Here is a 23,294-nt window from a genome sequence, read left to right as displayed (position 1 = left end):
AGCCCCCGAACAGGCGCAGGACAGCACCTCCGCCCGAGAGGCGAGCGTCCTCGCGACCACCCGACGTGACGCCGCTGGACGAACAACCGCCGAAACCACCGGTTCACACGCGATCAGGACGGCAACGAGGTTGCGGCTGCCAATGGTGGCTAGGTGCGGTGATTGGTTGGCACCGAAGTCTCGGGCGTTCCGTTGTCGCGGACCCCTCGCGACCATCCGAGCAGGACGGCCAGGCCCGTCGGGTAAGCGCGGATTCCCGCGCCTACCCGACATGGCTTACCCGCGTGAGCTCAGCCGAGCGCGTCGAGAGTGAGGTTGAGCGCGTCGACGAGGTTCCTGCGGTTTCCGGTGCACACGATGACCTGCGACGTGCCGGCCGCAGTGGCACTGACGAAGCTCAAGACCCGTCCACGGCCGGTGAGATCAATCGCCGACAACGGTGTGCTGCGCGCCCGCTCGCCGTTGTGCCGGACTGCTGCGTAGAGCTGATGCACCGCCACGCGCTCGCCCCGCATCAGGTGGCGCAACTCGTCGGCCTGTTCGGACGCTTCGGTCAACGGATCGTCGCCATAGCTGTCGGTCCCGTCCAGGTAAGCCTTCGGCACCGACAACTGCCGGACCCTGGCCGGTACATAGCCCGGAAGGGCATCCACCAGGCTCTCCGCCAGTTCACGCGGTGCGACAGGATCGAGCCGGACCGACTGGTTGTCAGTGATCAGCCGGACCGCGTCCCGCCCGGACGAGGCGACGAGGACAGCGCCGTTGTCGTCGGGATGGGCGCTGAACGCGGTCCACGAGTACAGCTCCCGCCGAGACTCCGCGAGCGTCACCAAGGTCGTCTCGAACTGACTGGTCAACGACCCGGCCGGTACCGCGAGGTCCAGTTCGGTGAACTTGGCCAGCGCACGCCTCGACCGCTCCGCGATGAACTCGTCGGTCATGTACGTATTGTCCGGGTCGACCACGACGGGAAGTGCTCCCAGCCGTGCGCGTTCCCACGCGACGAAGAACGCCGGTCGCGGTATCCGGACCGGTCTGTCGATGATCGTCATGACGTGCGCCTCAGCCACCGATGGTCGGCGGAGTGGGCGGCAACCCGGTCCGCGGATCGAGCGCCCGGTCACCCTCATCGTCGACGAGCGTGAACGCGGAATCGTCGTCCACTCCGTACTTGCGCTGGTGCTCCTTGTCGTCTTCGCCCTTTCCCTTGCCGCTGGCCGCACCCATGCCGCCCATCCCGGACGCACCACGCGCACCGACCGTTCCCCGGCCCCCGGCGGCCGTGCCCCGGGCCACGGCCTCCTCACCTGCGCCAGTACCGGCACCGGCACCCAACCGGGCACCCCCGCCGGCACGGCCACCAGAGCCCACGCTGCCACCAGAGCCCGCACCGGCACCGGATCCACTTCCTCCCGGCCCTCCGCCGGTCAAACCACCGTTCGAGCCGCCGAGTCCGCCGACGAAGCCCGGCGACCACGACGAGCCACCACCGTTGCCACCGCCACTGGTCGGCAACGACGAGGGTGGCACCCAACCGGAGCCGCGGGACGGATCGGGCAGCGACGAGGGTGGTGTCCACCCGGACGTGGTAGTCCCATCGCCCGGCCCGCTCCCGGTCACCACCGTCGAGCCTCCCGCGCCCGAACTCGGCGAAGCCGAGACAGGCGTCGTGGTGCCCGCGTATCCGGGCGACGATCCGGCTGCACCCGCCGACCGGCCGACCTCTCCGCCCTGGGCACCGTGTCCCTTGCCGACTGACTGTGCATCGGACTCGCTGCGGTGGCCCGCCCTGTCCTGTCCCGGGGAGAGTGAGACCTTCCCGCCGTCGAAATCAGCCAGCTGCCCATAGTCGATGTTCAGCCCTTGGCCGCTGGTCTGCGCTTGTTGCGCATACCCTTGGTAACGAGCGAGGTTCTGCTGACCGACCTCGTTGTAGTCATTGATCTGCTTTTCAGTGTCGGTATCCCACGGCCACGCCGTATCGACCAAGTTCTTGTGCGGCGGTACCTGCGGCATCGGCTGCAATGATGCCTTCATCTCGTCGAACCCGTGTGCCAGACCACTCACGTTCTGCGAATTACCCGTGAATGTTTGCGAGGCCGCGGCCGAGACATCCGACAATGGCCGGATCCGCGCCTGAGCCGAATCTGCACCGTCGCCAGTCCACACCGATTCCAGATTCGCACTCAACTGCTGAACACGACCGCTGATGTCGTTGTGCTTTTGCGCCAGGTTCGCAGCCTGCGTACTACCCTGGTGCCATTCCGGAGCACCCTTGCTCGCCATCACCTTCTGCACCAGATCCGATGACGGAACTGCCTGCGCACCGAGATTGCCGTGGTACAGGTCGCCAAACCAGTTACCGACATCGGACGCCCGGTCACCGACCCAGTCCGCAGCATCTTCCAGCCCATGCCCAACCGCTTTTGCCGCATCCCCGATGAAGTCGAAGAACCCCATCACGAACCCGCCTTCTGCTGCAGATTCTTGACAACCATTCCGGAAACGGTCGACGCGACCGTACAGGGATCAGTCTTCCCTTTTTTCGCAGAGCTGAGGAAGATCGTGACATCTGCTGTTTGCTGGTCGTTGACACCGATGCTGACCTGGCAGAACTCGTCCGGTTCCCCACCACTCGGAGTCACATGTGCAACCGCGGGAAACCACTGGACAGGCGACAGTTCGCGCCAGACCACGGCCTGCGGTTTGGTGCGCTCATACCAGCCGCTCAGCCCCTCTTTGTCGTCGGTGTCGTATCCGACTGCGACGTAGGAGCCCTTCTCGAGGCTCGACCAGCTGCAGGAGGGGCCCAGCCCTTCGACATGATCGGATTTCTGCTGCGTCTCCCCTGAGCCCAGGACTTCTTTCACCTGGGCGGCAGTCAGGCCAGTTTGGCACGGGTCGCCACTGAGAACAGACGACGGCAGCGGATTGGCTACTTTTGGTGCCCCGCTGTGTGGCAGTGCGCCCGCCTGAGAAGTCGGCGACGCACTGGGGGACGAGCTCGGTGCAGCCGGGGAATCCGTGGTGCTACAACCCGCGACCGCAGCCAGGAGTGTGAAGGGAACGCAGGCACTGACTATCGTCCGCGACTTCATCAGGCCAGCCCATCGTCGGCGCTCGAAGCTCCGTTGACGGCGGACGCGGCGTCTTCGTCTCCTGCGTGGGTGATGTTCAGGGCGTCTTCCAGCCTGTTGATCAGCTCGCTGATGTATCCGTGCTCGCGTTGGATGTGGCCAAGGCCGTAGCCAAATGCGCCGGCCTGTCCGCCTGATCCGGTGAGGAGCGCGTTGTAGGCGTTGCTGGCCGGTTCATCGGCAGGAGGCTTCAAGTGCGTGAGCCGTTCGGCGTCAGCGATCATGTCGCGAAGATCGTGCTGGATCCCGCGGGCCGTCTTGAGCATGCCCTGAGCCTCGTCCTGGCTGAGACTGAAGCCCGGTCCCGTGGCTGGTGGCGCTGCGCCGCCTCCGCCGGCACCACCCCCGCCAGGCTGGTCACCGAAGATATTGATCCCGAGGCCGTCAAGCCAGTTGCCCGGCGCCGGCGCAGGTTGAGACAAGGTGCACCCCTCGATTAACACACGTCAGCTCGGGACAGCCCATCCGAGGCCGTCCCGAATATCACGGTAATCGATCACTCACAGCGAGGTGATCGAATCGGGTCAACTCGACAGTCGACCTGCCGGACCACACCGACCCGACTCGACCCGGCGACGACGGCTCCGGGCCTGGCGCCCTTCTCTTCCCTCAGGTCACCGGCTGCCTGAGTGGACGGCCGAGCGCGCCGCACCGGTTGCCGCAGGTTCGGGCTCGTCAGCGCACATTCACATTGATTCGATGATCAGCAACCAAGCGGTCTGACCTGCTCGGGAGCGCAGAAGCAGACCCTGCTGACTACGTCAGATCCCACCGAATGCAAGTCCGTGCCAGTGCAAGTTCGAGTCTCTCCGGCCCTGCTTCGACGCGCTCGGCTGCGTCCGCCGGACTCCGGCGCGGGGAACATCGTTGGACCACGTGTTGTTCAGGCTGATAATCTGGCGCGGACCGTGGCCTGGCCCGAGGAGGTGAGTCCCCATGTACGCGGTATCGATGTGGGTGCTCCCCCTCGTCATGGCTGGGCGATGACGTAGGTCTCGCCGGGGGCGCCCTGACCGTGCGGCACTCCCGAGAGGGCAACCACGTATGGATTCTGTGCGCTTCGTCTCCGCATGGGCGGCCGCCGCGCCGGCGGAGTTGCCGAAGCCGTCGCCATCGCATTGTTCGAAAGTGCGGTGTGCCGGAAACCACCGGGAACGGGTGGTCCGCGCCGCGGCCGATCCAGCTTCAGGCCGCGAAGCGCAAGCCCCCGAACAGGCGCAGGACAGCACCTCCGCCCGAGAGGCGAGCGTCCTCGCGACCACCCGACGTGACGCCGCTGGACGAACAACCGCCGAAACCACCGGTTCACACGCGATCAGGACGGCAACGAGGTTGCGGAAATCGCGGACAAGCGGGTGGCCGACGACGGGGACCGTGGTCTGCGACGGCAACACCGAAACCGGCGGCGACGAGTGACCCGCCGTGAAGCTCGGTCGTTCCGTTGTCGCGACGCTTCCGAGCGGAGCGGCCGGGCCGTCCCGGCGAGCGGAGTCCGCTGCGCCCGCCGGAACCGGTTCACCGGCGCACAGTCAGCCGAGCCCGTCGAGGGTGAGGTTCAACGCGTCCACGAGATTGGCGCGGTTCCCGCTGCACACGGTGGCTTCCGTCCCGCCGTCGTCGGCGTCGCTGGTGAAGCCCAGGATACGGCCCGTGCCGGCGAGGTCGTACACCGTCAACGCGGTACTGCTGTCGCGTCCGCGCCCGTTGCGCACCGCGGCGTAGAGCTTGTGCACCGCGACCCGTTCGACCCGCATCAAGTGGCGCAACTCGTCGGCTGTCGCGGACATCTCCGACAGCGGGTCGACGTTGGTCCCGTCGAGGTAGGCCGTCGGCACCCGCATCAACGCGACGCGGGCCGGCGGATACGTCGGCAAGGTGTCCACCAGAGCCGTGGGGAGGCTGCGCGGCAGGATCGGATCCAACTGAATCGACCGGTTGTCGGTGATCAACCGGACCGCGTCCCGGCCGGCCGCGGCAGCGAACACCGCACCGTCGTCGCCCGGGTGGCCACCGAACGCGGTCCAGGAGTACACCTCACGCCCTGGCGCGGCGAGCAGCTCCAGCGTCGCCCGGAACTCCGCAGTCAACCGCCCATCCGACGTGGCCAGCCGCAACCCGGTGAACCGGGACATCGTGCGTTTGGCCCGTTCCGCCGCGAATTCCGCGGTCGCGTACTCGTCGTCCGGATCGACCACCACGGGCAGTGCACCGAGCCCGGCGTATTGCCACGCAACGAAGAACGCCGGCCGCGGAATCCGGACCGGTCTGTCGATGATCGTCATCGGCGTGCCTCAGCCACCGATGGTCGGCGGCGTCGGCGGCAACCCGGTACGCGGGTCACGCAACCGGCCGTCCTCGTCGTCGACAAGATCGAAGGCGGAATCGTCGTCCAGCCCGTACTTGCGCTGGTGTTCCTTGTCCTCCTCGCCCTTGCCGCCCTTACCGGCGCCCATGCCGCCCATTCCGGGCGCCCCGCGCGATCCGGTCGTCCCCCGGGCCGCCGCACCGGCCGACCCGCGCCCCACGGCTTCCTCCGCAGCACCCGCACCCGCACCCGGCCCGGCACCCAACCGACCGGCGGCGCCGCCACGGCCACCCGCACCCGTACCTCCGCCACGACCGCCCGCACCGGAACCACCGCTCCCGCCGCCGGACTCACTGCCACCGCCGGTCAAGCCACCACCCGAACCGAATCCGCCGACCAGCCCCGGCGACCACGTACCGCCCCCACCGCTGCCACCACCGGTCGGCAGCGACGAAGGCGGCACCCAGCTCGAACCGTTACCCGGGCCACTGACCGGATTGGCCGACGGCGGCGTCCACCCCGAGGTCGTCGTCCCGTCACCCGGACCCGTCCCGGGCTGATAGCCCGGCGGTGGCGTGACGCCACCACCCGGGGACGTGGTCGTCCCACCGGACTGCCCCGGCGAGAACGTCGGGCCACCGGCAGCAGACTCCGGGACGTCGCTCTTGCCACGCGACGAAACGCCCGGCCCCTTGCCGTGCGCCACCGCGCTCTTGTCGGATGAGCCGATGTCGACCTTGCCGTCTCCGAAGTCCGCCAGCTGCCCGTAATCAGTCTTCAAACCCTGACCGGCGGACTGCGCCTGGTCCGCGTAACTCTGGTACTTGGCGAGATTCTGCTGCCCGACCTCGTTGTAGTTCTTGATCTGCTGCTCGGTGTCGGTCGTCTTCCAGAACGCCATCTCATCAAGAAAGTTCTTGTGCGGCGGTGTTTCCGGCATCGGCTGCAGTGACGCCTTCATCTGGTCGAAACCATGCGCCACACCGCTCACCGTCTGCGAATTGGCCGTGAAGGTCTGTGACGCCGACTCCGATACATCCGCCAACGGCCGGATCCGAGCTTGCGCCGCATCCGCGCCGCCGCCGGTCCACACCGATTCCAAGCCCGCGCTCAGCTGCTGCACCCGACCGCTGACCTCGGAGTGCTGCTGGGCCAGTTTCGTGGCTTGTTCGCTGCCACCGTGCCATTCCGGCGCGCCTTTGCTCGCCATGATCGCCTTGACCAAATCCGACTGCGGAACGGACTGCTCGCCGAGATTCCCGTGATACAGGTCGCCGAACCAACCGCCAACATCCTCGGCCCGATCCCCAACCCAATCCGCAGCATCCTCAACCGCATGCCCAACCGACTTCGCCGCGTCACCAACCCAATCGAAGAACCCCATCACGAACCCGCCTTCTGCTTCAGGTTCGTCATCACCATGTTCGCGACCTGCTCCGTCACCTGGCACGGGTCCTTCGTGCCTTTCTTGGCGGAGCTGAGCCCGATGGAAACGTCGACAGTCTCCTCATCATTGACCCCGACGCTGACCTGGCAGGTCCGATCGGGTTCTCCCTGAGACGAGACATGCGCCACTGCGGGAAATCCTTGGACCGGTGACAGCACCCGCCATACGGCAGTCTGCGGCTTGGTGTTCTGATATACGCCGCTCAAGCCTTGACGGCTCTGCGTGTCGTAGGCGACCGCCACGTTTGCGCCGGTGTCGAGATTCGACCATGCACACGACTTGCCCAGCGTGCCGGCAGTTCCACTGTCCTGCCTTACCTGTCCCGACCCGAGCAACTGATTCACTTGGCTCGCGGTCAACGCTGCCTGGCAGGGATCGACGGCCAATGCGGAGGCGGACAATGGCGCCTCGACTTTCGGGGCACCGTCGTGCGGAAGGACTCCAGCCGAAGAACTGGCGGCAGGGCCCGCCGATGGAGGAGACGAAGGCATTGACGGCGTGCCGCTGCAGCCCGTTGTTACTGCGGCAAGGGAAATCAGCGTGCAAGCGCCGATGATCGTTCGAGCTTTCATCAGAGCACCCCATCGTCGTGCGCAGCCGTGCCCTCGACCGAATCAACCGCGTTTTGCTCTCCCGAACGGACGAGATGAAGCGCATCTTCGAGACGCTCGACCAGCTTGTCGACGTAGGCATACTCACGCTTGATGTGGCCGACGCCGTATCCGAACGCGCCGGCATTTCCACCACTGCCGGCCGCGAGCGCATTGAAGGCTTTGCTCGCCGGCTCTTCTGCCGGTGGCTTCATCCGGGTGAGCTGTTCGGCGGCAGGAATCATGTTGCCGAGGTCCGCACGGATGCCCTTCGCCTGGTTGAGCATGCTCGTGGCCTCATCTCGGCTGAGGCTGAAGCCCTGTCCGCTCGGTCCCAGGCCACCGCCGGACGCGGCGCCACCGCCACCGGCGCCACCGGCGCCACCGCCTCCGCCTCCGCCTCCGCCAGTCGGGTCCCAGATGTCGAAGCCCAGGCCATCCAGCCAGTTGCCGGGTTCCGGCGCAGGTTGAACCACGGTCACACCCCTCGAGTAACGCAACAGCGCGGAAACGGGGCGGCCCTCCCGAGACCACCCCAACCGCTACGGTAACCGATCACTCACTGCCGGGTGATGAAAACCGCTCATCCCACCTGGCAGCTGACAACCAGATGGCGTGACGTGCGCGGGTCCGGTGCCCTTCCCCCTGGGCAGCAGGCCCGACTCAGGCCGGAGAAGGCCTTCCTACCTAGGCAAATACCGGGCTCCGGCTCTCGTGTGCCTCGTTCAGGCTGAAGCCTCGGGACATGTCTCCCGTGTAGAGCGGGTGGCCCGAAGCCGGCGACCGCCCTGCGGTACCGGCCGGCCGCGGTGAGCACACGGCGAGCCGCGGCCAGAGGCGGATTCCCCGATGGGGTCGGCGTGCGGGCCGGTCCGCGTGAGCAGGGCTCCGAGCCAGGTCGGAGACGGCCTGCGCGATCTCGTCCGGGCTTTGGCGTCGGCGGGCATGGCCTGCACGACCGGCGCGAGTGCCGGCCTGACCACGGCGATGTCCGCTGCCGAGGCGCCCGGCTGTTTCGGGACCAGTCCGGTCAGCTACGACATCGCCGCGGTCAGGCCGGTCCTCATCGCGCGCAGCGACACGTAGTTGTTGGCGGGGTAGCTCGACGTGGATCTCGCGCAGCAGCTGGTCCTGGTCGGTGCCCAAATCGGCCGCTGTGGCGGTGGTCAGGGTCTGCCGGTGGCTGCTGGTGTACAGCTAGTCTCACGAGGGCCGCTACCGCGACGGCCATCGCATCGAACAGTCCGCCAGCATGTTCATGCAGGAGGCGCAGGCACTACACGAGGCAGAGTCTCGGAAACCCCTGGTCCCCGCATGACATGCGCCACACCTACGCCTCGTGGCTCATACTGAAGGGCGTGCCGCTGCCGGAGATCACGCGCATCATGGGGCGCTCAGACCTCGAGGGCACGCAACGGTGCGCACGTCTGGCCGACGGCTGGGGTCGACATGGTGCGTCGGCCGGACCGGGGGTGCGCGCTCCGGCGCGGGGAACATCGTTGGACCACGTGTTGTTCAGACTGATAATCTGGCGCGGACCGTGGCCTGGCCCGAGGAGGTGAGTCCCCATGTACGCGGTATCGATGTGGGTGCTCCCCCTCGTCATGGCTGGGCGATGACGTAGGTCTCGCCGGGGGCGCCCTGACCGTGCGGCACTCCCGAGAGGGCAACCACGTATGGATTCTGTGCGCTTCGTCTCCGCATGGGTGGCCGCCGCGCCGGCGGAGTTGCCGAAGCCGTCGCCATCGCATTGTTCGAAAGTGCGGTGTGCCGGAAACCACCGGGAACGGGTGGTCCGCTGACCCGGGTCACCGGACCACCGAACCGAAATCGACTGGAGAAATACAGAAACATGGCAGGAAAAGCAGGGGGCATCGAAGTCGAGGGCACCGTCACTGAGTGCATGCGCAACGCGACCTTCAAGGTCGAGCTCGAAAACGGCCACGAGGTTCTCGCGCACATCAGCGGGAAGATCCGGAAGAACTACATCAGGATCCTCCCGTTCGACCGGGTGCTGGTCGAGATCAGCCCGTACGACCTCAACCGGGGGCGGATCCTCTTCCGCTACCGGAACTAGCTCAAGCGTTCGCACACACCCGCCGGTTGCGCATCCGGACCGGCGGCAGAGATGATTTCTCGCGTATCGGCGGTCGGCTCGAGCCGGCCGCCGACATCTTTTCCGTGGCCCTTCGAGTGGTCCCGCGGTGGTAACTAGTTGCGGTACCGGAAACGGATCCGGCCGCGGCTCAGGTCGTAGGGCGTCAGCTCCACCAATACCCGGTCGAACGGCATGATCTTGATGTAGTTCTTGCGGATCTTCCCGCTGATGTGCGCGAGAACCTGGTGGCCGTTCTCCAGTTCGACCTTGAAGGTCGCATTGCGCATGCATTCGAGGACGGTGCCCTCGACCTCGATGACCCCTGCTTTTGCTGCCATACCCTCGTACTTCCCGTAACCGGCGGTGGACCGATGCGGGAAACGAATCCCATTTCACACACCGTGACCGAGACATTCGGCAGACGCCGGCCCGCTGGTTCCGCACTTCTTCGCAGATTCTGTGATTCGGCCAGGCAAGAGTCTGATTTTCACCCAGTCTAGTGCGCAGACCACGGGACGGGCCCGCCGGGGGCCACCGGGCCGACGCAGGACCCGGACGACACCGGGCGAATCAGGGGTTGCCGCCGACGACGTCGGCGCCGCATACCATCTCGCACCGACGAAGCCACGCAGCTCCTGCATCGAGCCTGCAGGCCACTTCGTCGACAGCGGCGCGGACGCTGCCCAGGGACAACAGATCGGCCGGGATCGAGGACCCGGAAGGGCCGAGATGAGCTCTCCCGCCGAATGAATCCGATGGACCGCTGCCGACGACCTGACCGGATACCGGTGCCACCGCACCGCGCCCGCGTCCGCACCATTCGACTGCGGTGAGCGATCCCGGCCGCGAGCGGAACAAGCTCACGCAGCCTTGACGGAACCGGCGTCCACGACCCAGTTCGACCCGATCGCGCTCGGCATGGTCGGGGACGAGAGCAACAGCACCGCACGGGCGATTTCGTCCGGTTCGATCAGGCTGTCGGTCAGCATGCCCACTTCCTTCGGCAGTCCGGCCACCAGGTCGGCGTGCTCGACCCCGAGCGCCCCCGCGACCTGAGACAGGTAACCGCCTTCGCCCGCCATCGCAGGGGTTCGCGTCGCGGCCGGCGACACGGTGTTCACCCGGACCCCTTCCTGCGCCACCCGCTCGGCAAGCCCTCGCGAGAATATGTTCAACGCCGCCTTCGCCGCCGAGTACGGCAGCGGCGCGTGGCCGGGACGCCGAGCGGCAGAGGAACTGATGTTGACGATCGCGCCGCGCGCTTCGGTCAGCGCCGGCAGCGCGGCCCGGGTGACCCGTACTGCCGAGCTGAAGTTCAGCGCGAAGACGTCCAGCCAGATGTCGTCCCCGCCGTCGAGGACGTTGCCGAGCGACCCTTCCGGCAGGCTCCCGCCACCGGCGTTGTTGACCAGCACGTCCAGCCGGGGGTCGGCGGCGAGGACCGCTTCGACCATGCGAGCGGGCCCGTCCGCCTCGGACAGATCGGCGGCCACGAAGGTCGCGCCGGTCGCCGCCAGCTCCGGCGTGCTGCGCCGCGACACGGCGGTGACCGACGCACCCTCCGCACGGAACGCCCGCACGATCGCTAGGCCGATGCCCTTGCTGGCGCCGGTCACCAGCACCCGCTTCCCGGCAAGCTCCAGATCCATGGTTCTTCGCTCCAGTAGTCGCTGATCAAGTCCTGACGTCATAAACGCAACACCGTTGACTCACTTTTGTCAACTAACGGGTCGCTGCTGTCTCGGTTAGTCTCGTCGTTAGGCTTGGTTCCACCATGGAGGTCCGATGAGCGCGCACACCCCGCCCCGCCCCGTTCGCGCGGACGCCGAGCGCAACATCGCCCGCATCCTGACGGCCGCTCGCACTGTCCTCGCCGACGATCCGACCGCCTCGCTGGAACGCATCGCCGACGAAGCCGGTCTCGCCCGCGCCACCGTCCACCGCCGTTTCGCCTCCCGCAAAGCCCTGCTGGAAGCCCTGCGCGCACAGCTCGACGAGCAGTATCTGCACGCACTCCACAAGGCGAAGGTCACGACCGCGCCACCGCTGGTCGCCCTGCACCGCGTCACCGAACTGGTCATCGAGTGGAAGCTCAGCCACCGCCTCGTGATGGACATCGTGGCCGCCGGAACGCACAGCGGCGAACCGTTGCTGAGCGCCGAAGTCCAGGACTGCGCCCAGGTGCTGTTCCGCCGGCTGCACGCCGCAGGCGCCATCGCCGCGAGCAGCCCCTCCTGGTGCCTGCGCGTCTACCTGGCGATCCTCGACGAGGTCCACAACATTCCCGCCGGGGCGCCAGAACTCTCCGCCGACAGCACCGACAGTGCCGACAGCGCCGCCGCCGAGACCGACCCCGACGCCGATCTGGCCGCCCGTACCCGCCTCCAGGTCACCACGGTCCTCGGTGCACTCGGCGGCGCGTCCCCGGCGAAGGGCTCGCGGCCCTAGGCTGGGGCGGCAGCCAGATCCGGGAGGTGGACCGTGCCGTCACGCAATCCGCTGCGCCTGATGCGCAAGTGGGCCGACTGGTTCGAAAACCGCGGGGTGTACATCCCGGGCGAGGAGAGCCGGGCGGTCGATCCGGTGCGGGACTTCGGCTGGCTGATGGTCGCGTGGGGTGCCGGGGTCGCGGTGTTCATCCTGTTGTTCGCGTTCGCCGTGTGAGTGGCAGTTCGGTGACAACTGTCACCCGGAGTGCCCTTTCGGTCACGGATCGGCCACGGGTCGACACCAGGTCCGCGTCTTCCTGCCCGCGCCGATGGGTGTGCAGTCAGAGTGGGTCGGGCCCGTCCGGCAGCTGAGCCGAACGGGCCAACCGCCCGGCCCCGACTGGAGTAACCGCGATGGCGCCCCCGCGCACCCCGAAGCTGCTGCTGCTCGCCTGCCTGCTGTGCCTGGTGGCGGCCTGCGGGGTCAACGGCAGGGAAGGCACCGCCGCGATGGGCGCCGGTGCGGCTCCCACGGTGCCGGCCAGGGCGGCCGCCGCGCCTGCCGCCGTCCAGCTGCAGTTCGGTACCGAACATCGGTTCGCCAGCGGGATCACCGTCTCGGTGTCCCCGCCGCAGTCGTTCCAGCCGAGTCCGGCGGCCTACCCGCGCAGTGCCCGCGCCGCGTCGTTCGGCATCGAGGTGACCAACAACGGGGCGGACACCTACCGGCTCTCCCGGCTGGCGGTCACCGCGCACATCGCAGGCACGCGGGCCAAACAGGTCGTGGACGCCACACAGGGGCTCGGCGGCATCCCGGACGCGGACAACGGCCTGCCGCCCGGCCACTCTGCCCAGCTCACCATCGCGTTCGCGGTTCCGGGGCAGGCGGCGGAGCTGACCATGCGGCTGCGGCCGAGCGCGGCCGCACCCGCCGTGGTCACCTACTGCGGCAAGGCCTGAATTACGCTGCGGTCATGACCGAGCAGCGACTTTCTCCCGGCGACCCCGCCCCCGGCTTCACCCTGCCCGACAGCACCGGCAAGGACGTCTCACTGAGCGAGTTCCGCGGCCAGTCGGTGGTCGTGTACTTCTACCCCGCCGCGGGCACCCCCGGCTGCACGAAGCAGGCCTGCGACTTCCGCGACAACCTCGCCGACCTGAACGACGCCGGCTACCAGGTGCTGGGCGTTTCCCCGGACAAGCCGGAAAAGCTCGCCAAGTTCGTGGCCGCGGAGGGGCTCACCTTCCCGCTGCTGTCCGATCCGGACAAGAAGGTGCTCACCGAATGGGGTGCCTTCGGCGAGAAGAAGAACTACGGCCGCATCGTGCAGGGCGTGATCCGCTCGACCTTCATCGTCGACGGCGAGGGCAAGATCGCCAAAGCGCTGTACAACGTCCGCGCCACCGGGCACGTCGCGAAGCTGATCCGCGACCTCGGCCTCGAGTCCTGAGCACTGCGGTTCAGTAGGCGGGGAACCGCAGCGTGAAGGTCGTTCCCCTGCCCGGTGCGCTGTCCGCGCGCACCGTTCCGCCGTGCGCTTCGGCGAGATTGCGCACGATGGCCAGTCCCAGGCCGCTGCCACCGGAGCTGCGGCTGCGGGACGGGTCCGCCCGCCAGAACCGGTCGAACACGTGCGGCAGGTCGCCGGGATCGATCCCGATTCCGGTGTCGGTCACCTCGAACACCACGTCCGCCCGGTCGCGGCTGCCGGTCACGGTGACCGAACCACCGGCGGCGGTGTGCCGCACGGCGTTGGACACGAGGTTGTCCAGCGCCTGCCGCAACCGCACCGGATCGGCGGTGATCGCCGGATCCGGCACCGGCGGCACCGACAGCCGCAACCCGGCCGTTTCGGCGCGCGCGGCGTGCGCCGCAGCGAGCTGAGCCAGCAGCGCGTTCGCGTCGATCGGCTCGGGGTGCACGCGCAGCGCGCCGGCGTCGGCGAGGGCCAGGTCCTGCAGGTCGTCCACGATGTGCTGCAGGTGCACGGCCTCCTCCAGCAACGAGGCGACCAGCTCGCCGTCCATCGTGCTCAGGCCGTCCTGCACCGCCTCCAGCCAGCCGCGGATGGTGGCCAACGGGGTGCGGAGCTCGTGCGCGACGTCGCCGACCATGGCTTTGCGCGCGCTCTCCAGCCGCTCCCGTGCCACCGCCATATCGTTGAACGCCCGTGCCAGCCGGGCGATCTCGTCCTTGCCCTTCACCCGCACCCTGGCACCAGTCTCGCCGGCGCCTATCCGCTGTGCGGCGCCGGTCAGCGCGCGCAGCGGACGGATCAGGCGGAGCGACGCCAGGCCGGTGACGATCACCGTGAGCACCAGGATCACCGCGGCCACCACGGCGAGCCGGAGCTGGTTCTCGGTCGAGAGGGTAAATCCGCTCGGCGGCGGATCACTGCCGTTTTCGGTGATGTAGAGCCAGGCCGCCGGCGCGACGTAGGGGGTCAGCTGCTCGCGACGGGCCGAGGTGACGCAGTTGACGACGGTCGGGTCGGTGGCACTCGTGGTGGGGCCGTCGAAGCTCCAGCCAAGCGGGAGCTGCACGGCGGCGCTCGCGCGGTCGTTGCGGCCGAGACAGGCGTTCACCAGATCACCCAGCCGGTGCAGCGCGGTCCGCTCGGTCTCGGTGGGTTCTTCGAGGCTCGAGGCTCGGCAACGGGCCAGCGAGGTCGGATCGGGTACCGAAACCCGCGGATGGCCGTTGGGCGAGATCTCGATGGTGCCAAGGCCGGTTTCCTGCCGGACGCAGCGGAGCACCCCCTGCGCATCGCGCAGCAGAGCGTCGCGTTCGGACGGTGGCAGTGCGTACGGGCCCACCGCGTCCGGGTCGATACGGTCCGGAGTGGACAGTACGCCCAGCCCCGGATCCACCGACAACGGATCGATCACCACGGACGGATGGTCCGGTAGCCGGCCCGGATCCGGGTCGGAACCGGCGATCAGCCTGCCCTGTGGAGTGGTCAGGGTGACCCGCCGTCCGGTCTTTTCCGCGTAGCTGCGAATGGTGGCGCCGACGTCCTGCCAGTTCGGGTGACCGGCGGCATAGGCCAGCAGGCCCTGGTAAATCGTGCCGTCGTCGGCGAAGACCTGCCCCTGTTCCTGTTCGAGCGCGCCGGAAGTGGTGCGGGCGGCCAGCCATGCGGTGGCGGCGATCGCGAAAACCGCGACCAGTGCGGAGACCGCGACCAGGCGCAGCAGGAGGCTACGGCGCATGGGGTGGTGCAGGATCACCGGCGGTCAGCTTGTAGCCGACGCCGTAGACAGTGCGCAACCGCGTGGGTTTTCGCGGCGACAGCTCGATTTTCTTGCGCAGGTTCAGCACGTGGACGTCGATCGCGCGGTGCGTGATGAACCGGTCGAAGCCGTGCAGGTGTTCCAGGAGCTGCCCTCGGGTGAACACCTGGTCCGGATGGGCCGCCATGACTTCCAGCAGACGGAATTCGCCCGGCGTGGTCTCGACGGCGTGGTCGTCGACGGTGACCTCGTGGCGGACCGGGTCGACGGTGAGCGCTCCCACCCGCAGCGGGCCGTTCGCCCGGCCGTTTCTCGTGCGGCGGAGCAGGGTGCGCACCCTGGCCATCAGCTCACGGGGACTGTAGGGCTTGGTGAGATAGTCGTCCGCACCCTGGTCGAGGCCGCGGATGAGGTCGTCCTCGGTGGATCTGGCGGTGAGCATGAGGACCGGCAGATCGGATTCCCCGCGAAGCACCCGGCAGATCTCCAGCCCGGTCATCCCCGGCAGCATCACGTCGAGGATGGCCAGGTCCGGCGGGGTGGCGCGCAGTGCGGTCAGTGCCTGCCTGCCGTCCGGGACGACGGTGACGAGGTGCTGTTCCCGTTCCAGGTAGAGACGGACGAGGTCGGCCTGTTTCCGGTCGTCTTCGGCCAGCAGGATGGCTGCGCACATGTCTGTGAGGATAAGGACGCCGGGGACGCCGGGCGAGCGGGAACCGTACGGCTCATCGGTTCCTGACAATTCACCGGGCGCGGGCGCGGCTGTCCGGTCAGCCGGCCGCGCCCTGCGCCAGCTTCGCGATCTCCGGCAGCAGCGCCTGCAGGGCCTTGCCCCGGTGCGAGTGGGCATCCTTTTCCGCCGGGCTCAGCTCCGCCGAGGTGGCCGTCCGTCCTTCCGGGACGAAGATCGGATCGTAGCCGAAGCCGTTGGTACCGCGGCGTTCCCGGGTCAGCTGCCCGCGCCATTCGGCACGGACGATGGTTTCGCGGCCGCCGGGGTGCACGAGTGCGGCGGCGCAGACGAAGGCCGCACCGCGGCGGGCGTCCGGGGTGTCGGTCAGCTGGGCGAGCACCAGATCCAGGTTCGCCTCGTCGTCGCCGTGCCGGCCGGACCAGCGGGCGGACAGCACCCCGGGCATGCCGTTCAGTGCGTCCACGGCGAGACCGGAGTCGTCGGCGATGGCCGGAACGCCGGTGGCAGCCACCGCGTCCCGGGCTTTCGCCACTGCGTTGCCCTCGAAGTCGGGTGCGGTCTCCGGCGCCTCCGGGTACTCCGGGACGTCCGCGAGACCGATCACCTCGATGCCCTCGATCCCTTCCGCGACCAGTATCCGGCGCAGCTCACCGAGTTTCTTGGCGTTGCGGGTGGCCAGCAGCAGGCGGGTCACTTCGAGCCCTTCTTCTTGCCCGGCCGCGGTTCCGGCAGCTCGCCGGGATACGGCAGGGCGAGCGCCTCGTTCTGCTTCGCGGTCAGTTCCGCGCAGCCCGCGAGTGCCACGTCCAGCATGGTGTCCAAAGTGGACCTGGCGAACGTGGCGCCCTCACCGGTGCCCTGCACCTCGATCAGGGTGCCCGCGTCGGTGGCGACCACGTTCATGTCCACCTCGGCCCGCGAATCCTCCTCGTAGGGCAGGTCGAGCCGGACCCGGCCGTCCACCACGCCGACGCTCACCGCAGCCACCGAGGACGACAGCGGCTTCGGGTCGTTGAGCCGGTTGGCTGCACCGAGCCAGGTGATCGCGTCGGCCAGCGCCAGGTATCCGCCGGTGACCGCCGCGGTGCGGGTGCCGCCGTCGGCCTGGATCACGTCGCAGTCGATCACGATGGTGTTCTCACCCAGCGCGGCCAGGTCGATGCACGCCCGCAGCGAACGGCCGATCAGCCGGGAGATCTCGTGCGTGCGCCCGCCGATGCGGCCCTTCACCGATTCCCGGTCGCTGCGGGTGTTGGTCGCCGACGGCAGCATCGCGTACTCCGCGGTGACCCAGCCGAGCCCGGAACCCGAACGCCAGCGCGGCACGCCCTCGTTGACGCTGGCCGCGCACAGCACGCGGGTGTTGCCGAACTCGATGAGCACCGATCCGGCAGGCCACTTCTGGAACCCACGGGTGATCGTGATTTCGCGGAGCTGGTCGTCGTTCCTGCCATCTTTTCTAGCCACGCCCTGAAGATACTGCGTGGCCCGCCGCTGCGTGGAAGCCGGTGGAGGCAGCGGCCCGCGCTCAGAGGTCGTAGACCGCGCCCTGGACCACCAGCTCGGCCTCCGGGAACACCACCCGCGCCTCGGCGAGCACCGCGTCCCGATCGGACCACGGTGCGACGTGGGTGAGCAGCAACCGGCCCGCACCGGCGTCCTTCGCCAGTTCTCCGGCCTGTTTGCCGGACAGGTGCACGCCCTCGGGCCGATCCGTCGCGTCCGTCCACGACGCTTCGGACAGCAGCACGTCGACGCCGTCGGCCAGCTCGCCGAGCGCACGGCACTGCCCGGTGTCGCCGGTGTACGCGAGGATGCTGCCGCCGTACGCAATACGCAGACCGAACGCCGGTGTCGGGTGATACACCTTGACCGCCGTGACATCGAACGGTCCGATCTGCACAGCCTCTTCGCGCAGCGCGTGGAACTCGTACACATCGGACAGATCCGCGGACTCGCGCTCGTCCGCGTCAGCCGCGTACGCGTGCGCGAGCCGCGAAGGCGCGTCCGGCGGTGCGTACAGCGGCAGCTGTCGCGGACGGGCCGGGTACGGCGGCGCGGGGTGGTAACGGCGCAGCACGGTAAGCGCGTTCACGTCCGCGCAGTGGTCGGAATGCAGGTGCGACAGCACGAGCGCGTCCAGGTCGAACGGATCGAGCACGGTCTGGAGCTGGGCGAACGCCCCGTTGCCGAGTTCGAGCCCGAGCCGGAACCCCTCCGCCTCCAGCAGGTAGCCGGACGCGGCCGTGTCCGGCCCGGGGATGCTGCCCGAGCACCCGAGGATCGTCAGTCGCACCCGGTCACCCTAACTCCGCACTCAGGCGCTGGCCGGGGCGAGCACACCGGGTGCGAAGCCCATGAACCGCTGCGCCAGCCTGGTGAACGGCTCGGGCGAACCGGTGGCGACGAACTCGTGCCCCGGCGGATCGCTCCGCTCTGCCAGCAGGTCGAGTTCGGTGAGCACGCGGTAGAGGTCTTTCGCGGTCTCCTCGGCACTCGACACGAGGGTGACCTCCTGCCCCATCACGATCTGCAGCACCCCGGACAGCAGCGGGTAGTGCGTGCAGCCCAGCACGAGCGTGTCCACCTCGGCCTCCAGCAGCGGCTGAAGATAGCCCTGCGCGAGTCCGAGGATCTGCCGGCCGGACGTGATACCGCGCTCCACGAAGTCGACGAAGCGCGGGCAGGCCACGCTGGTCAGCCGTACGTCCGGCGCAGCGGCGAAGGCGTCTTCGTAGGCTCGCGAACGCACCGTGCCCTCCGTGCCGATCACGCCGACACGTCCGCTGTGCGTGGCGACCGCTGCCCGGCGGGCGGCAGGCAAGACCACTTCGACCACCGGTACGTCGTAACGTTCTCGCGCGTCACGCAGGCACGCCGCGGACGCCGTGTTGCACGCGATCACCAACGCTTTCACGCCGCTCTCGACAAGATTGTCGAGCGCTTCGAGCGCGTACGCGCGGGCAGTGGCAATCGGCAGCGGACCGTACGGATTGCGAGCGGTGTCCCCGACGTAGCGCAGCTTCTCCGCAGGCAGGAGTTCGAGGATCGACCGGGCGACAGTGAGTCCGCCGACGCCGGAATCGAAAACTCCGATGGGCGCGGCCGGGGAACTCACCCCCCGAGGTTACCGGGCGGCTCGGGAACCGCCTTGTGTGCCTTGGTCCGCTCCCCGCGGGAAGTGAGCCACGCGGCGAGCACCCCGGCCAGCGCGCCGAACAGGTGGCCCTGCCAGGAAATCCCGGGGGTGCCGGGCAGCAGGCCCCACAACATCCCGCTCCACACCCCGAGCAGCACCACCGCGACCAGGATCTGCCCGAGCGAACGGTTGAACAGCCCCCGCACCAGCAGGTAGGCAAGCCAGCCGAAGGCGAGTCCGGAGGCACCGACGGTGTAGCCGTCCGGTCCCACCAGCCACACGCCGAGCCCGGACACGAGCCAGATGATCGCCGTGACCACGACCCAGCGGCCGATGCCCGCGGCCATCGCGAGGAACGAGAACACCAGCACCGGCACGGTGTTCGAGAACAAGTGCGACCACCCGGCGTGCAGCAGCGGTGCCCACAGGATCCCGTCGAGACCGCCGGCGTGGCGCGGCATGATGCCACCGTGGTCGAGATCCGCAGGCAGGATCACGTCGACGAGCTCCACCAGGTAGAGCACCAGCGTGAACCCCAGCGCGACGAACGCCGCGGCCTTCGGGTTCGGCGGCAGGATGCGCTTCGCCACGTCCGTGGGCCGGTCCGCGCTGCCGCTCGAGGCAGGCGTCGGAAGAGGAGGCAATGTGCTCACGACGACCAGGTTACGTCGTGCCCGGTCTGCCCCGCCTCGGGTGAATTCCCTGATCCGCGGATCAGGGTGCTCCTCGGCGTTCAGCCGCCGGAGCGTTCCCCGGCCGGACGGCGGCGCAGGCCCGGTTGCTGTACGGCCGGGGGCTGGTAGGCCTGGTCGAGCGGGCTGACGTCGGTGCCGGGCGGCACGATCTCGTCGATCCGGTCCAGGAGGTCGTCGTCGAGTGCGACGTCGAGTCCGGCGAGCAGGTCGTCCAGGTGGCTCATCGTGCGGGCGCCGATGAGTGCGCTGGTCACGCCGGGGTGCGCGATGGCGAAGGCCATGGCGAGGTGGGTCAGCGGCATGCCCGCTTCGGCGGCCAGCGGAACGAGCTGTTCGACGACGTCGATCCGCCGCTCGTCCCGGAGGTGCCGGAACATCGGCGCACGGCGGAGGTCGCTGTCTCGCCCCTTGCGGACCCGGCCGGTGAGCATGCCCTGTCCGAGCGGGCCCCACACCAGCGTCCCCATGCCGTAGCGCTGCGCGACCGGCAGCACCTCGCGTTCGATGCCGCGGTTGAGGATCGAGTACGGCGGCTGTTCGGTGCGGAATCGCGCCAGGCCGCGCCGCTGTGCGGTCCACTGGGCCGCCACGATCTCGGACGCGGGCGTGTTGGACGCCCCGATCGCCCTGACCTTCCCGGCGTGGATCAGATCGGACAGCGCGGACAGCGTCTCCTCGACGTCGGTCTCGGGGTCCGGCACGTGGATCTGGTACAGGTCGAGGTGGTCGGTCTGCAGGCGGCGCAGTGAATCCTCCACCGCGGTGGTGATCCAGCGCCGCGAACCGCCCTGCCGGTTGGGGTCTTCCCCCTGCGGGCGGCCGACCTTGGTCGCGAGCACGACGTCGTCGCGGCGGCCCTTGACCGCCTTGCCCACCACCACCTCGGAATCGCCGTAGGCGTCGGAGGTGTCCACGAAGTTGATCCCCGCGTCGAGTGCCTTGTGGATGACCCGGGCGGAGTCCTCGGGGTCGGGGTTGCCGACGGACGTCGCGAACATCAACGTCCCCAGCGCGTACGGACTGACCCTGATCCCGGTCCGGCCCAGCGTGCGGTACTGCATGCGGTTGCTCCTGCGATCACGGCCGGTGGGTATCCTCGACCTAAGCGGAATGCTTTTCCGGAACTATACGGAAAGCTATTCCGGTTAAGCAAGCCACTGTCGACCGAGGAGTGCCGTGCAGGAGAACCCGTCACCGGCCGCGCCGCGGCGTCGGCGTGCCGACGCACAGCGCAACATCGATGCCCTGCTCGAAGCGGCGAAGACGGTGTTCGCCGGATCCGGCGTGGACGCGCCGGCGAAGGAGATCACGGATCTGGCCGGGGTCGGCGTCGGCACGCTCTACCGGCACTTCCCGCAGCGTTCGGACCTGGTCACCGCGGTACTCCGGCGTGAGATCGACGCCTGCGCGGAAGCGGCACCGGCGCTGAGCGCAGCGCACGGACCGGACGAGGCACTCACGAAGTGGCTCGATCGGTACACCGAGTTCCTGGCGACGAAACACGGGCTCGCCAGCGCCCTGCATTCGGACGACCCGGCGTTCGAGGCACTGCGCGGCTCATTTCTGACGCAGCTCGGACCGGCTCTCGCCGCGCTGCTGGACACCGCGCAGGCGGCCGGGGAAATCCGGCCGGACGTCAGCGCGAAAGACCTGCTGTACGCGATCGCGCTGCTGTGCCAACCCGTGCCCGGCGAAGAACCTGCGTACAACCTGCGCATGGTCGCCGTTCTCATCGACGGCTTGCGCTACCGCACGTGAAGGAGCCGCTCACCATCGGTGAGCGGCTCCTTCACGGCTTACGCCCAGAGCTGACCGTCGAGACGTTCAGCTGCTTCGTCCAGCGAGCCCGCGTACGCGCCCGTGGACAAGTATTTCCACCCCGCATCTGCGACGACGAACGCGACATCGGCCGCTTCGCCGTTCGCAGCGGCCTTCTCCGCCACCGCGAGTGCCGCGTGCAGCACAGCGCCGGTGGAGATACCCGCGAAGATGCCTTCGTGCTCCAGTAGCTGACGCGTGCGGCGAAGCGCGTCGTACGCGCCGACGGAGTATCGGCCGTTGAGCACAGAAGGGTCGTACAGCTCCGGTACAAAGCCTTCGTCGAGGTTGCGCAGGCCGTACACCAGCTCGCCGTACCGCGGCTCGGCCGCGATGACCTGTACGTCCGGCTTCACCTCATGCAGGTAACGGCCGACGCCCACGAGCGTCCCGGTGGTACCGAGACCGCCGACGAAGTGGGTCAGCGTGGGCAGGTCCTTCACCAGCTCCGGCCCGGTGCCGCGGTAGTGCGCGTCCGCGTTGGCCGGGTTGCCGTACTGGTAGAGCATCACCCACTCCGGGTTCTGCTCGGCCAGCTCCTTGGCACGCCGCACCGCCTCGTTCGAGCCGCCCGCAGCCGGGGAGAACACGATCCGCGCGCCGTACGCCTGCAGCAGCTGCTTGCGTTCGGTGGAGGTGTTCTCCGGCATCACGCACACCAGGCCGTAGCCCTTGAGCTTCGCCGCCATGGCGAGCGAGATGCCGGTGTTGCCCGAGGTCGGCTCGAGGATGGTGGACCCGCGGCGCAGCCGGCCCTCCCGTTCGGCCGCCTCGATCATGGCCAGCGCGGGCCGGTCCTTGATCGAGCCGGTCGGGTTGCGGTCCTCGAGTTTCGCCCACAGCCGCACGTCGTGCGTCGGCGACAACCGCGGCAGCCCGACCAGCGGCGTGCCGCCGAGCGCGTCGAGAAGCGACTCGTAACGCGCCATGGGTCAGCGCGCGCCGCCGGCGACGGCGGGCAGGATCGTGATGGTGTCGCCGTCCTTCACCTCGGCGTCGAGGCCACCGGCGAAGCGCACGTCCTCGTCGTTGACGTAGACGTTGATGAAGCGGTGCAGCTTCTCCTCCTTGACCAGGCGCGCCTTGATCCCGGCGTGGCGCGACTCGACGTCGTCGATCACCTCGAGAACGCTCTTGCCCGCCGCCTCGACGGACTTCTCGCCGCCGGTGTGGGTGCGCAGGATGGTCGGGATGGACACGGTCACGGCCATGGGTTTTCTACCTCCGGTGGGTTTCTGCTCGCGGACGCCGTGGACTCGGACGCCGCCGGCGGCGCGGTTATTCCGGCAGTTCAGTCGACGAACTCGACCGGCTCCTCGGTGATCTCGCCGTCCACGATCCGGTACGAGCGGAACTCGTGCGAATCGGGGTCCCTGGTGGACACCAGCACGTAGTGCGCGTCCGGGTAACCGGCGATCTTCACATCGGTGCGCGACGGGTAGGCCTCGGTCGCCGTGTGCGAGTGGTAGATCACCACCCGTTCCTCGTCGTTCGCCTCCAGCTCGCGGTGCAGCTTGAAGTCCTCCGCCGGGTCGAACTCGTAGAACGTCGGCGAACGGGCGGCGTTGAGCATCGGGATGAACCGCTCGGGGCGCTCGGAACCGGCCGGGCCGGCCAGCACCCCGCACGCCTCGTCTGGATGGTCACGACGGGCGTGGGCGACGATCTGGTCGACGAGGTCGCGGCGGATCCGGAGCACACCGGACAT

At 68.6% G+C, this 23,294-nt stretch carries 29 protein-coding genes; 8 read left to right on the top strand and 21 right to left on the bottom strand.

The features are described from left to right. Positions 1-290: 290 nt before the first annotated feature. The 8 genes from ABD793_RS33825 to ABD793_RS33790 all read right to left on the bottom strand — a co-directional run bounded on the left by ABD793_RS33825 (position 291) and on the right by ABD793_RS33790 (position 7,961). Positions 291-1,052, bottom strand: a complete 762-nt coding sequence (locus ABD793_RS33825) for an ESX secretion-associated protein EspG (protein ID WP_344867355.1) — start codon at positions 1,050-1,052, stop codon at positions 291-293. A gap of 10 nt (positions 1,053-1,062) precedes the next feature. Beyond that, positions 1,063-2,460 carry a hypothetical protein gene (locus ABD793_RS33820; protein ID WP_344867354.1) on the bottom strand — a complete coding sequence of 466 codons (1,398 nt, stop codon included), beginning with the start codon at positions 2,458-2,460 and terminating at the stop codon, positions 1,063-1,065. Beyond that, positions 2,460-3,098, bottom strand: coding sequence for a DUF3558 domain-containing protein (locus tag ABD793_RS33815; RefSeq protein WP_344867353.1), 639 nt, complete (start codon positions 3,096-3,098; stop codon positions 2,460-2,462). The genes ABD793_RS33820 and ABD793_RS33815 overlap by 1 nt, the downstream gene beginning before the upstream one ends. Next, the gene (locus tag ABD793_RS33810) at positions 3,098-3,403 is read right to left on the bottom strand and encodes a hypothetical protein (protein WP_344867352.1); all 306 of its coding nucleotides are present in this window, start codon (positions 3,401-3,403) and stop codon (positions 3,098-3,100) included. The genes ABD793_RS33815 and ABD793_RS33810 overlap by 1 nt, the downstream gene beginning before the upstream one ends. Positions 3,404-4,666: 1,263 nt before the next feature. After that, positions 4,667-5,419, bottom strand: a complete 753-nt coding sequence (locus ABD793_RS33805) for an ESX secretion-associated protein EspG (RefSeq protein ID WP_344867351.1) — start codon at positions 5,417-5,419, stop codon at positions 4,667-4,669. Positions 5,420-5,428: 9 nt separating this feature from the next. Then, entirely contained in the window at positions 5,429-6,652 is a 1,224-nt protein-coding gene (locus tag ABD793_RS33800; protein ID WP_344867350.1) for a hypothetical protein, read from the bottom strand. A gap of 173 nt (positions 6,653-6,825) precedes the next feature. Beyond that, a complete protein-coding gene (locus ABD793_RS33795; protein ID WP_344867349.1) occupies positions 6,826-7,461 on the bottom strand; it encodes a DUF3558 domain-containing protein in 636 nt (211 codons plus the stop codon). Then, positions 7,461-7,961 carry a hypothetical protein gene (locus ABD793_RS33790; protein WP_344867348.1) on the bottom strand — a complete coding sequence of 167 codons (501 nt, stop codon included), beginning with the start codon at positions 7,959-7,961 and terminating at the stop codon, positions 7,461-7,463. The genes ABD793_RS33795 and ABD793_RS33790 overlap by 1 nt, the downstream gene beginning before the upstream one ends. Positions 7,962-8,355: 394 nt before the next feature. Between ABD793_RS33790 and ABD793_RS33785 the strand changes: the two genes are divergently transcribed. The 3 genes from ABD793_RS33785 (at position 8,356) to infA (ABD793_RS33780) (ending at position 9,556) form a co-directional block, all read left to right on the top strand. Continuing rightward, positions 8,356-8,565, top strand: a complete 210-nt coding sequence (locus tag ABD793_RS33785; protein ID WP_344867347.1) for a hypothetical protein — start codon at positions 8,356-8,358, stop codon at positions 8,563-8,565. Further along, positions 8,490-9,041, top strand: a complete 552-nt coding sequence (locus tag ABD793_RS42875; protein ID WP_425548814.1) for a tyrosine-type recombinase/integrase — start codon at positions 8,490-8,492, stop codon at positions 9,039-9,041. The genes ABD793_RS33785 and ABD793_RS42875 overlap by 76 nt, the downstream gene beginning before the upstream one ends. Before the next feature lie 290 nt (positions 9,042-9,331). Continuing rightward, positions 9,332-9,556, top strand: a complete 225-nt coding sequence (infA, locus tag ABD793_RS33780; protein WP_344867346.1) for a translation initiation factor IF-1 — start codon at positions 9,332-9,334, stop codon at positions 9,554-9,556. 134 nt (positions 9,557-9,690) lie between these two features. Here the strand turns inward: infA (ABD793_RS33780) and infA (ABD793_RS33775) are convergent, their stop codons facing one another. Continuing rightward, a complete protein-coding gene (gene infA, locus ABD793_RS33775; RefSeq protein ID WP_344867345.1) occupies positions 9,691-9,915 on the bottom strand; it encodes a translation initiation factor IF-1 in 225 nt (74 codons plus the stop codon). A 522-nt stretch (positions 9,916-10,437) separates the two neighbouring features. Beyond that, positions 10,438-11,226: an SDR family NAD(P)-dependent oxidoreductase gene (locus ABD793_RS33770; RefSeq protein ID WP_344867344.1), complete on the bottom strand. Its 789-nt coding sequence runs from the start codon at positions 11,224-11,226 to the stop codon at positions 10,438-10,440. A 136-nt stretch (positions 11,227-11,362) separates the two neighbouring features. On the opposite strand from ABD793_RS33770, the gene ABD793_RS33765 reads away from it, so the two are divergent. The 4 genes from ABD793_RS33765 to bcp all read left to right on the top strand — a co-directional run bounded on the left by ABD793_RS33765 (position 11,363) and on the right by bcp (position 13,457). Beyond that, positions 11,363-12,025 carry a TetR/AcrR family transcriptional regulator gene (locus ABD793_RS33765; RefSeq protein ID WP_344867343.1) on the top strand — a complete coding sequence of 221 codons (663 nt, stop codon included), beginning with the start codon at positions 11,363-11,365 and terminating at the stop codon, positions 12,023-12,025. A 33-nt stretch (positions 12,026-12,058) separates the two neighbouring features. Further along, positions 12,059-12,241 (top strand): hypothetical protein, encoded by a 183-nt coding sequence (locus ABD793_RS33760; protein WP_344867342.1) that lies wholly within the window; start codon positions 12,059-12,061, stop codon positions 12,239-12,241. A gap of 179 nt (positions 12,242-12,420) precedes the next feature. Beyond that, positions 12,421-12,966 carry a hypothetical protein gene (locus ABD793_RS33755; RefSeq protein WP_344867341.1) on the top strand — a complete coding sequence of 182 codons (546 nt, stop codon included), beginning with the start codon at positions 12,421-12,423 and terminating at the stop codon, positions 12,964-12,966. Between the two features lie 14 nt (positions 12,967-12,980). Then, positions 12,981-13,457: a thioredoxin-dependent thiol peroxidase gene (bcp, locus tag ABD793_RS33750; RefSeq protein WP_344867340.1), complete on the top strand. Its 477-nt coding sequence runs from the start codon at positions 12,981-12,983 to the stop codon at positions 13,455-13,457. 10 nt (positions 13,458-13,467) lie between these two features. Here the strand turns inward: bcp and ABD793_RS33745 are convergent, their stop codons facing one another. From ABD793_RS33745 to ABD793_RS33710, 8 genes are all read right to left on the bottom strand, one after another. Beyond that, a complete protein-coding gene (locus ABD793_RS33745; RefSeq protein WP_344867339.1) occupies positions 13,468-15,219 on the bottom strand; it encodes a sensor histidine kinase in 1,752 nt (583 codons plus the stop codon). After that, the gene (locus tag ABD793_RS33740) at positions 15,209-15,913 is read right to left on the bottom strand and encodes a response regulator transcription factor (RefSeq protein ID WP_344867338.1); all 705 of its coding nucleotides are present in this window, start codon (positions 15,911-15,913) and stop codon (positions 15,209-15,211) included. The genes ABD793_RS33745 and ABD793_RS33740 overlap by 11 nt, the downstream gene beginning before the upstream one ends. 97 nt (positions 15,914-16,010) lie before the next feature. Next, positions 16,011-16,628, bottom strand: a complete 618-nt coding sequence (rdgB, locus tag ABD793_RS33735) for an RdgB/HAM1 family non-canonical purine NTP pyrophosphatase (protein ID WP_344867337.1) — start codon at positions 16,626-16,628, stop codon at positions 16,011-16,013. Further along, a complete protein-coding gene (gene rph / locus ABD793_RS33730) occupies positions 16,625-17,401 on the bottom strand; it encodes a ribonuclease PH (protein ID WP_344867336.1) in 777 nt (258 codons plus the stop codon). Before rph ends, rdgB begins: the two co-directional genes overlap by 4 nt. Before the next feature lie 61 nt (positions 17,402-17,462). Continuing rightward, complete coding sequence (locus ABD793_RS33725) at positions 17,463-18,230, bottom strand: MBL fold metallo-hydrolase (protein WP_344867335.1); 768 nt, start codon at positions 18,228-18,230, stop codon at positions 17,463-17,465. 21 nt (positions 18,231-18,251) lie between these two features. Continuing rightward, positions 18,252-19,052: a glutamate racemase gene (gene murI / locus ABD793_RS33720; RefSeq protein ID WP_344867334.1), complete on the bottom strand. Its 801-nt coding sequence runs from the start codon at positions 19,050-19,052 to the stop codon at positions 18,252-18,254. Then, the gene (locus ABD793_RS33715) at positions 19,049-19,726 is read right to left on the bottom strand and encodes a rhomboid family intramembrane serine protease (protein WP_425548810.1); all 678 of its coding nucleotides are present in this window, start codon (positions 19,724-19,726) and stop codon (positions 19,049-19,051) included. The genes murI and ABD793_RS33715 overlap by 4 nt, the downstream gene beginning before the upstream one ends. 80 nt (positions 19,727-19,806) lie before the next feature. Next, positions 19,807-20,829 (bottom strand): aldo/keto reductase, encoded by a 1,023-nt coding sequence (locus ABD793_RS33710; RefSeq protein ID WP_344867333.1) that lies wholly within the window; start codon positions 20,827-20,829, stop codon positions 19,807-19,809. Between the two features lie 115 nt (positions 20,830-20,944). Here ABD793_RS33710 and ABD793_RS33705 point away from each other — a divergent pair, with 115 nt between their 5' ends. Continuing rightward, positions 20,945-21,526 carry a TetR/AcrR family transcriptional regulator gene (locus ABD793_RS33705; RefSeq protein ID WP_344867332.1) on the top strand — a complete coding sequence of 194 codons (582 nt, stop codon included), beginning with the start codon at positions 20,945-20,947 and terminating at the stop codon, positions 21,524-21,526. A gap of 38 nt (positions 21,527-21,564) precedes the next feature. Here ABD793_RS33705 and ABD793_RS33700 read toward each other — a convergent pair whose 3' ends face one another. The 3 genes from ABD793_RS33700 to ABD793_RS33690 all read right to left on the bottom strand — a co-directional run bounded on the left by ABD793_RS33700 (position 21,565) and on the right by ABD793_RS33690 (position 23,294). Beyond that, a complete protein-coding gene (locus ABD793_RS33700) occupies positions 21,565-22,515 on the bottom strand; it encodes a PLP-dependent cysteine synthase family protein (protein ID WP_344867331.1) in 951 nt (316 codons plus the stop codon). 3 nt (positions 22,516-22,518) lie between these two features. Next, positions 22,519-22,797 carry a MoaD/ThiS family protein gene (locus ABD793_RS33695; RefSeq protein ID WP_344867330.1) on the bottom strand — a complete coding sequence of 93 codons (279 nt, stop codon included), beginning with the start codon at positions 22,795-22,797 and terminating at the stop codon, positions 22,519-22,521. A gap of 80 nt (positions 22,798-22,877) precedes the next feature. Further along, positions 22,878-23,294, bottom strand: coding sequence for a M67 family metallopeptidase (locus ABD793_RS33690; RefSeq protein WP_425548809.1), 417 nt, complete (start codon positions 23,292-23,294; stop codon positions 22,878-22,880).

This window comes from Amycolatopsis ultiminotia (assembly GCF_039536925.1).
Classification (GTDB): domain Bacteria; phylum Actinomycetota; class Actinomycetes; order Mycobacteriales; family Pseudonocardiaceae; genus Amycolatopsis; species Amycolatopsis ultiminotia.
Note: the sequence above shows the minus strand (reverse complement) of the source record. Positions and strands in the feature narration are given on the sequence as shown.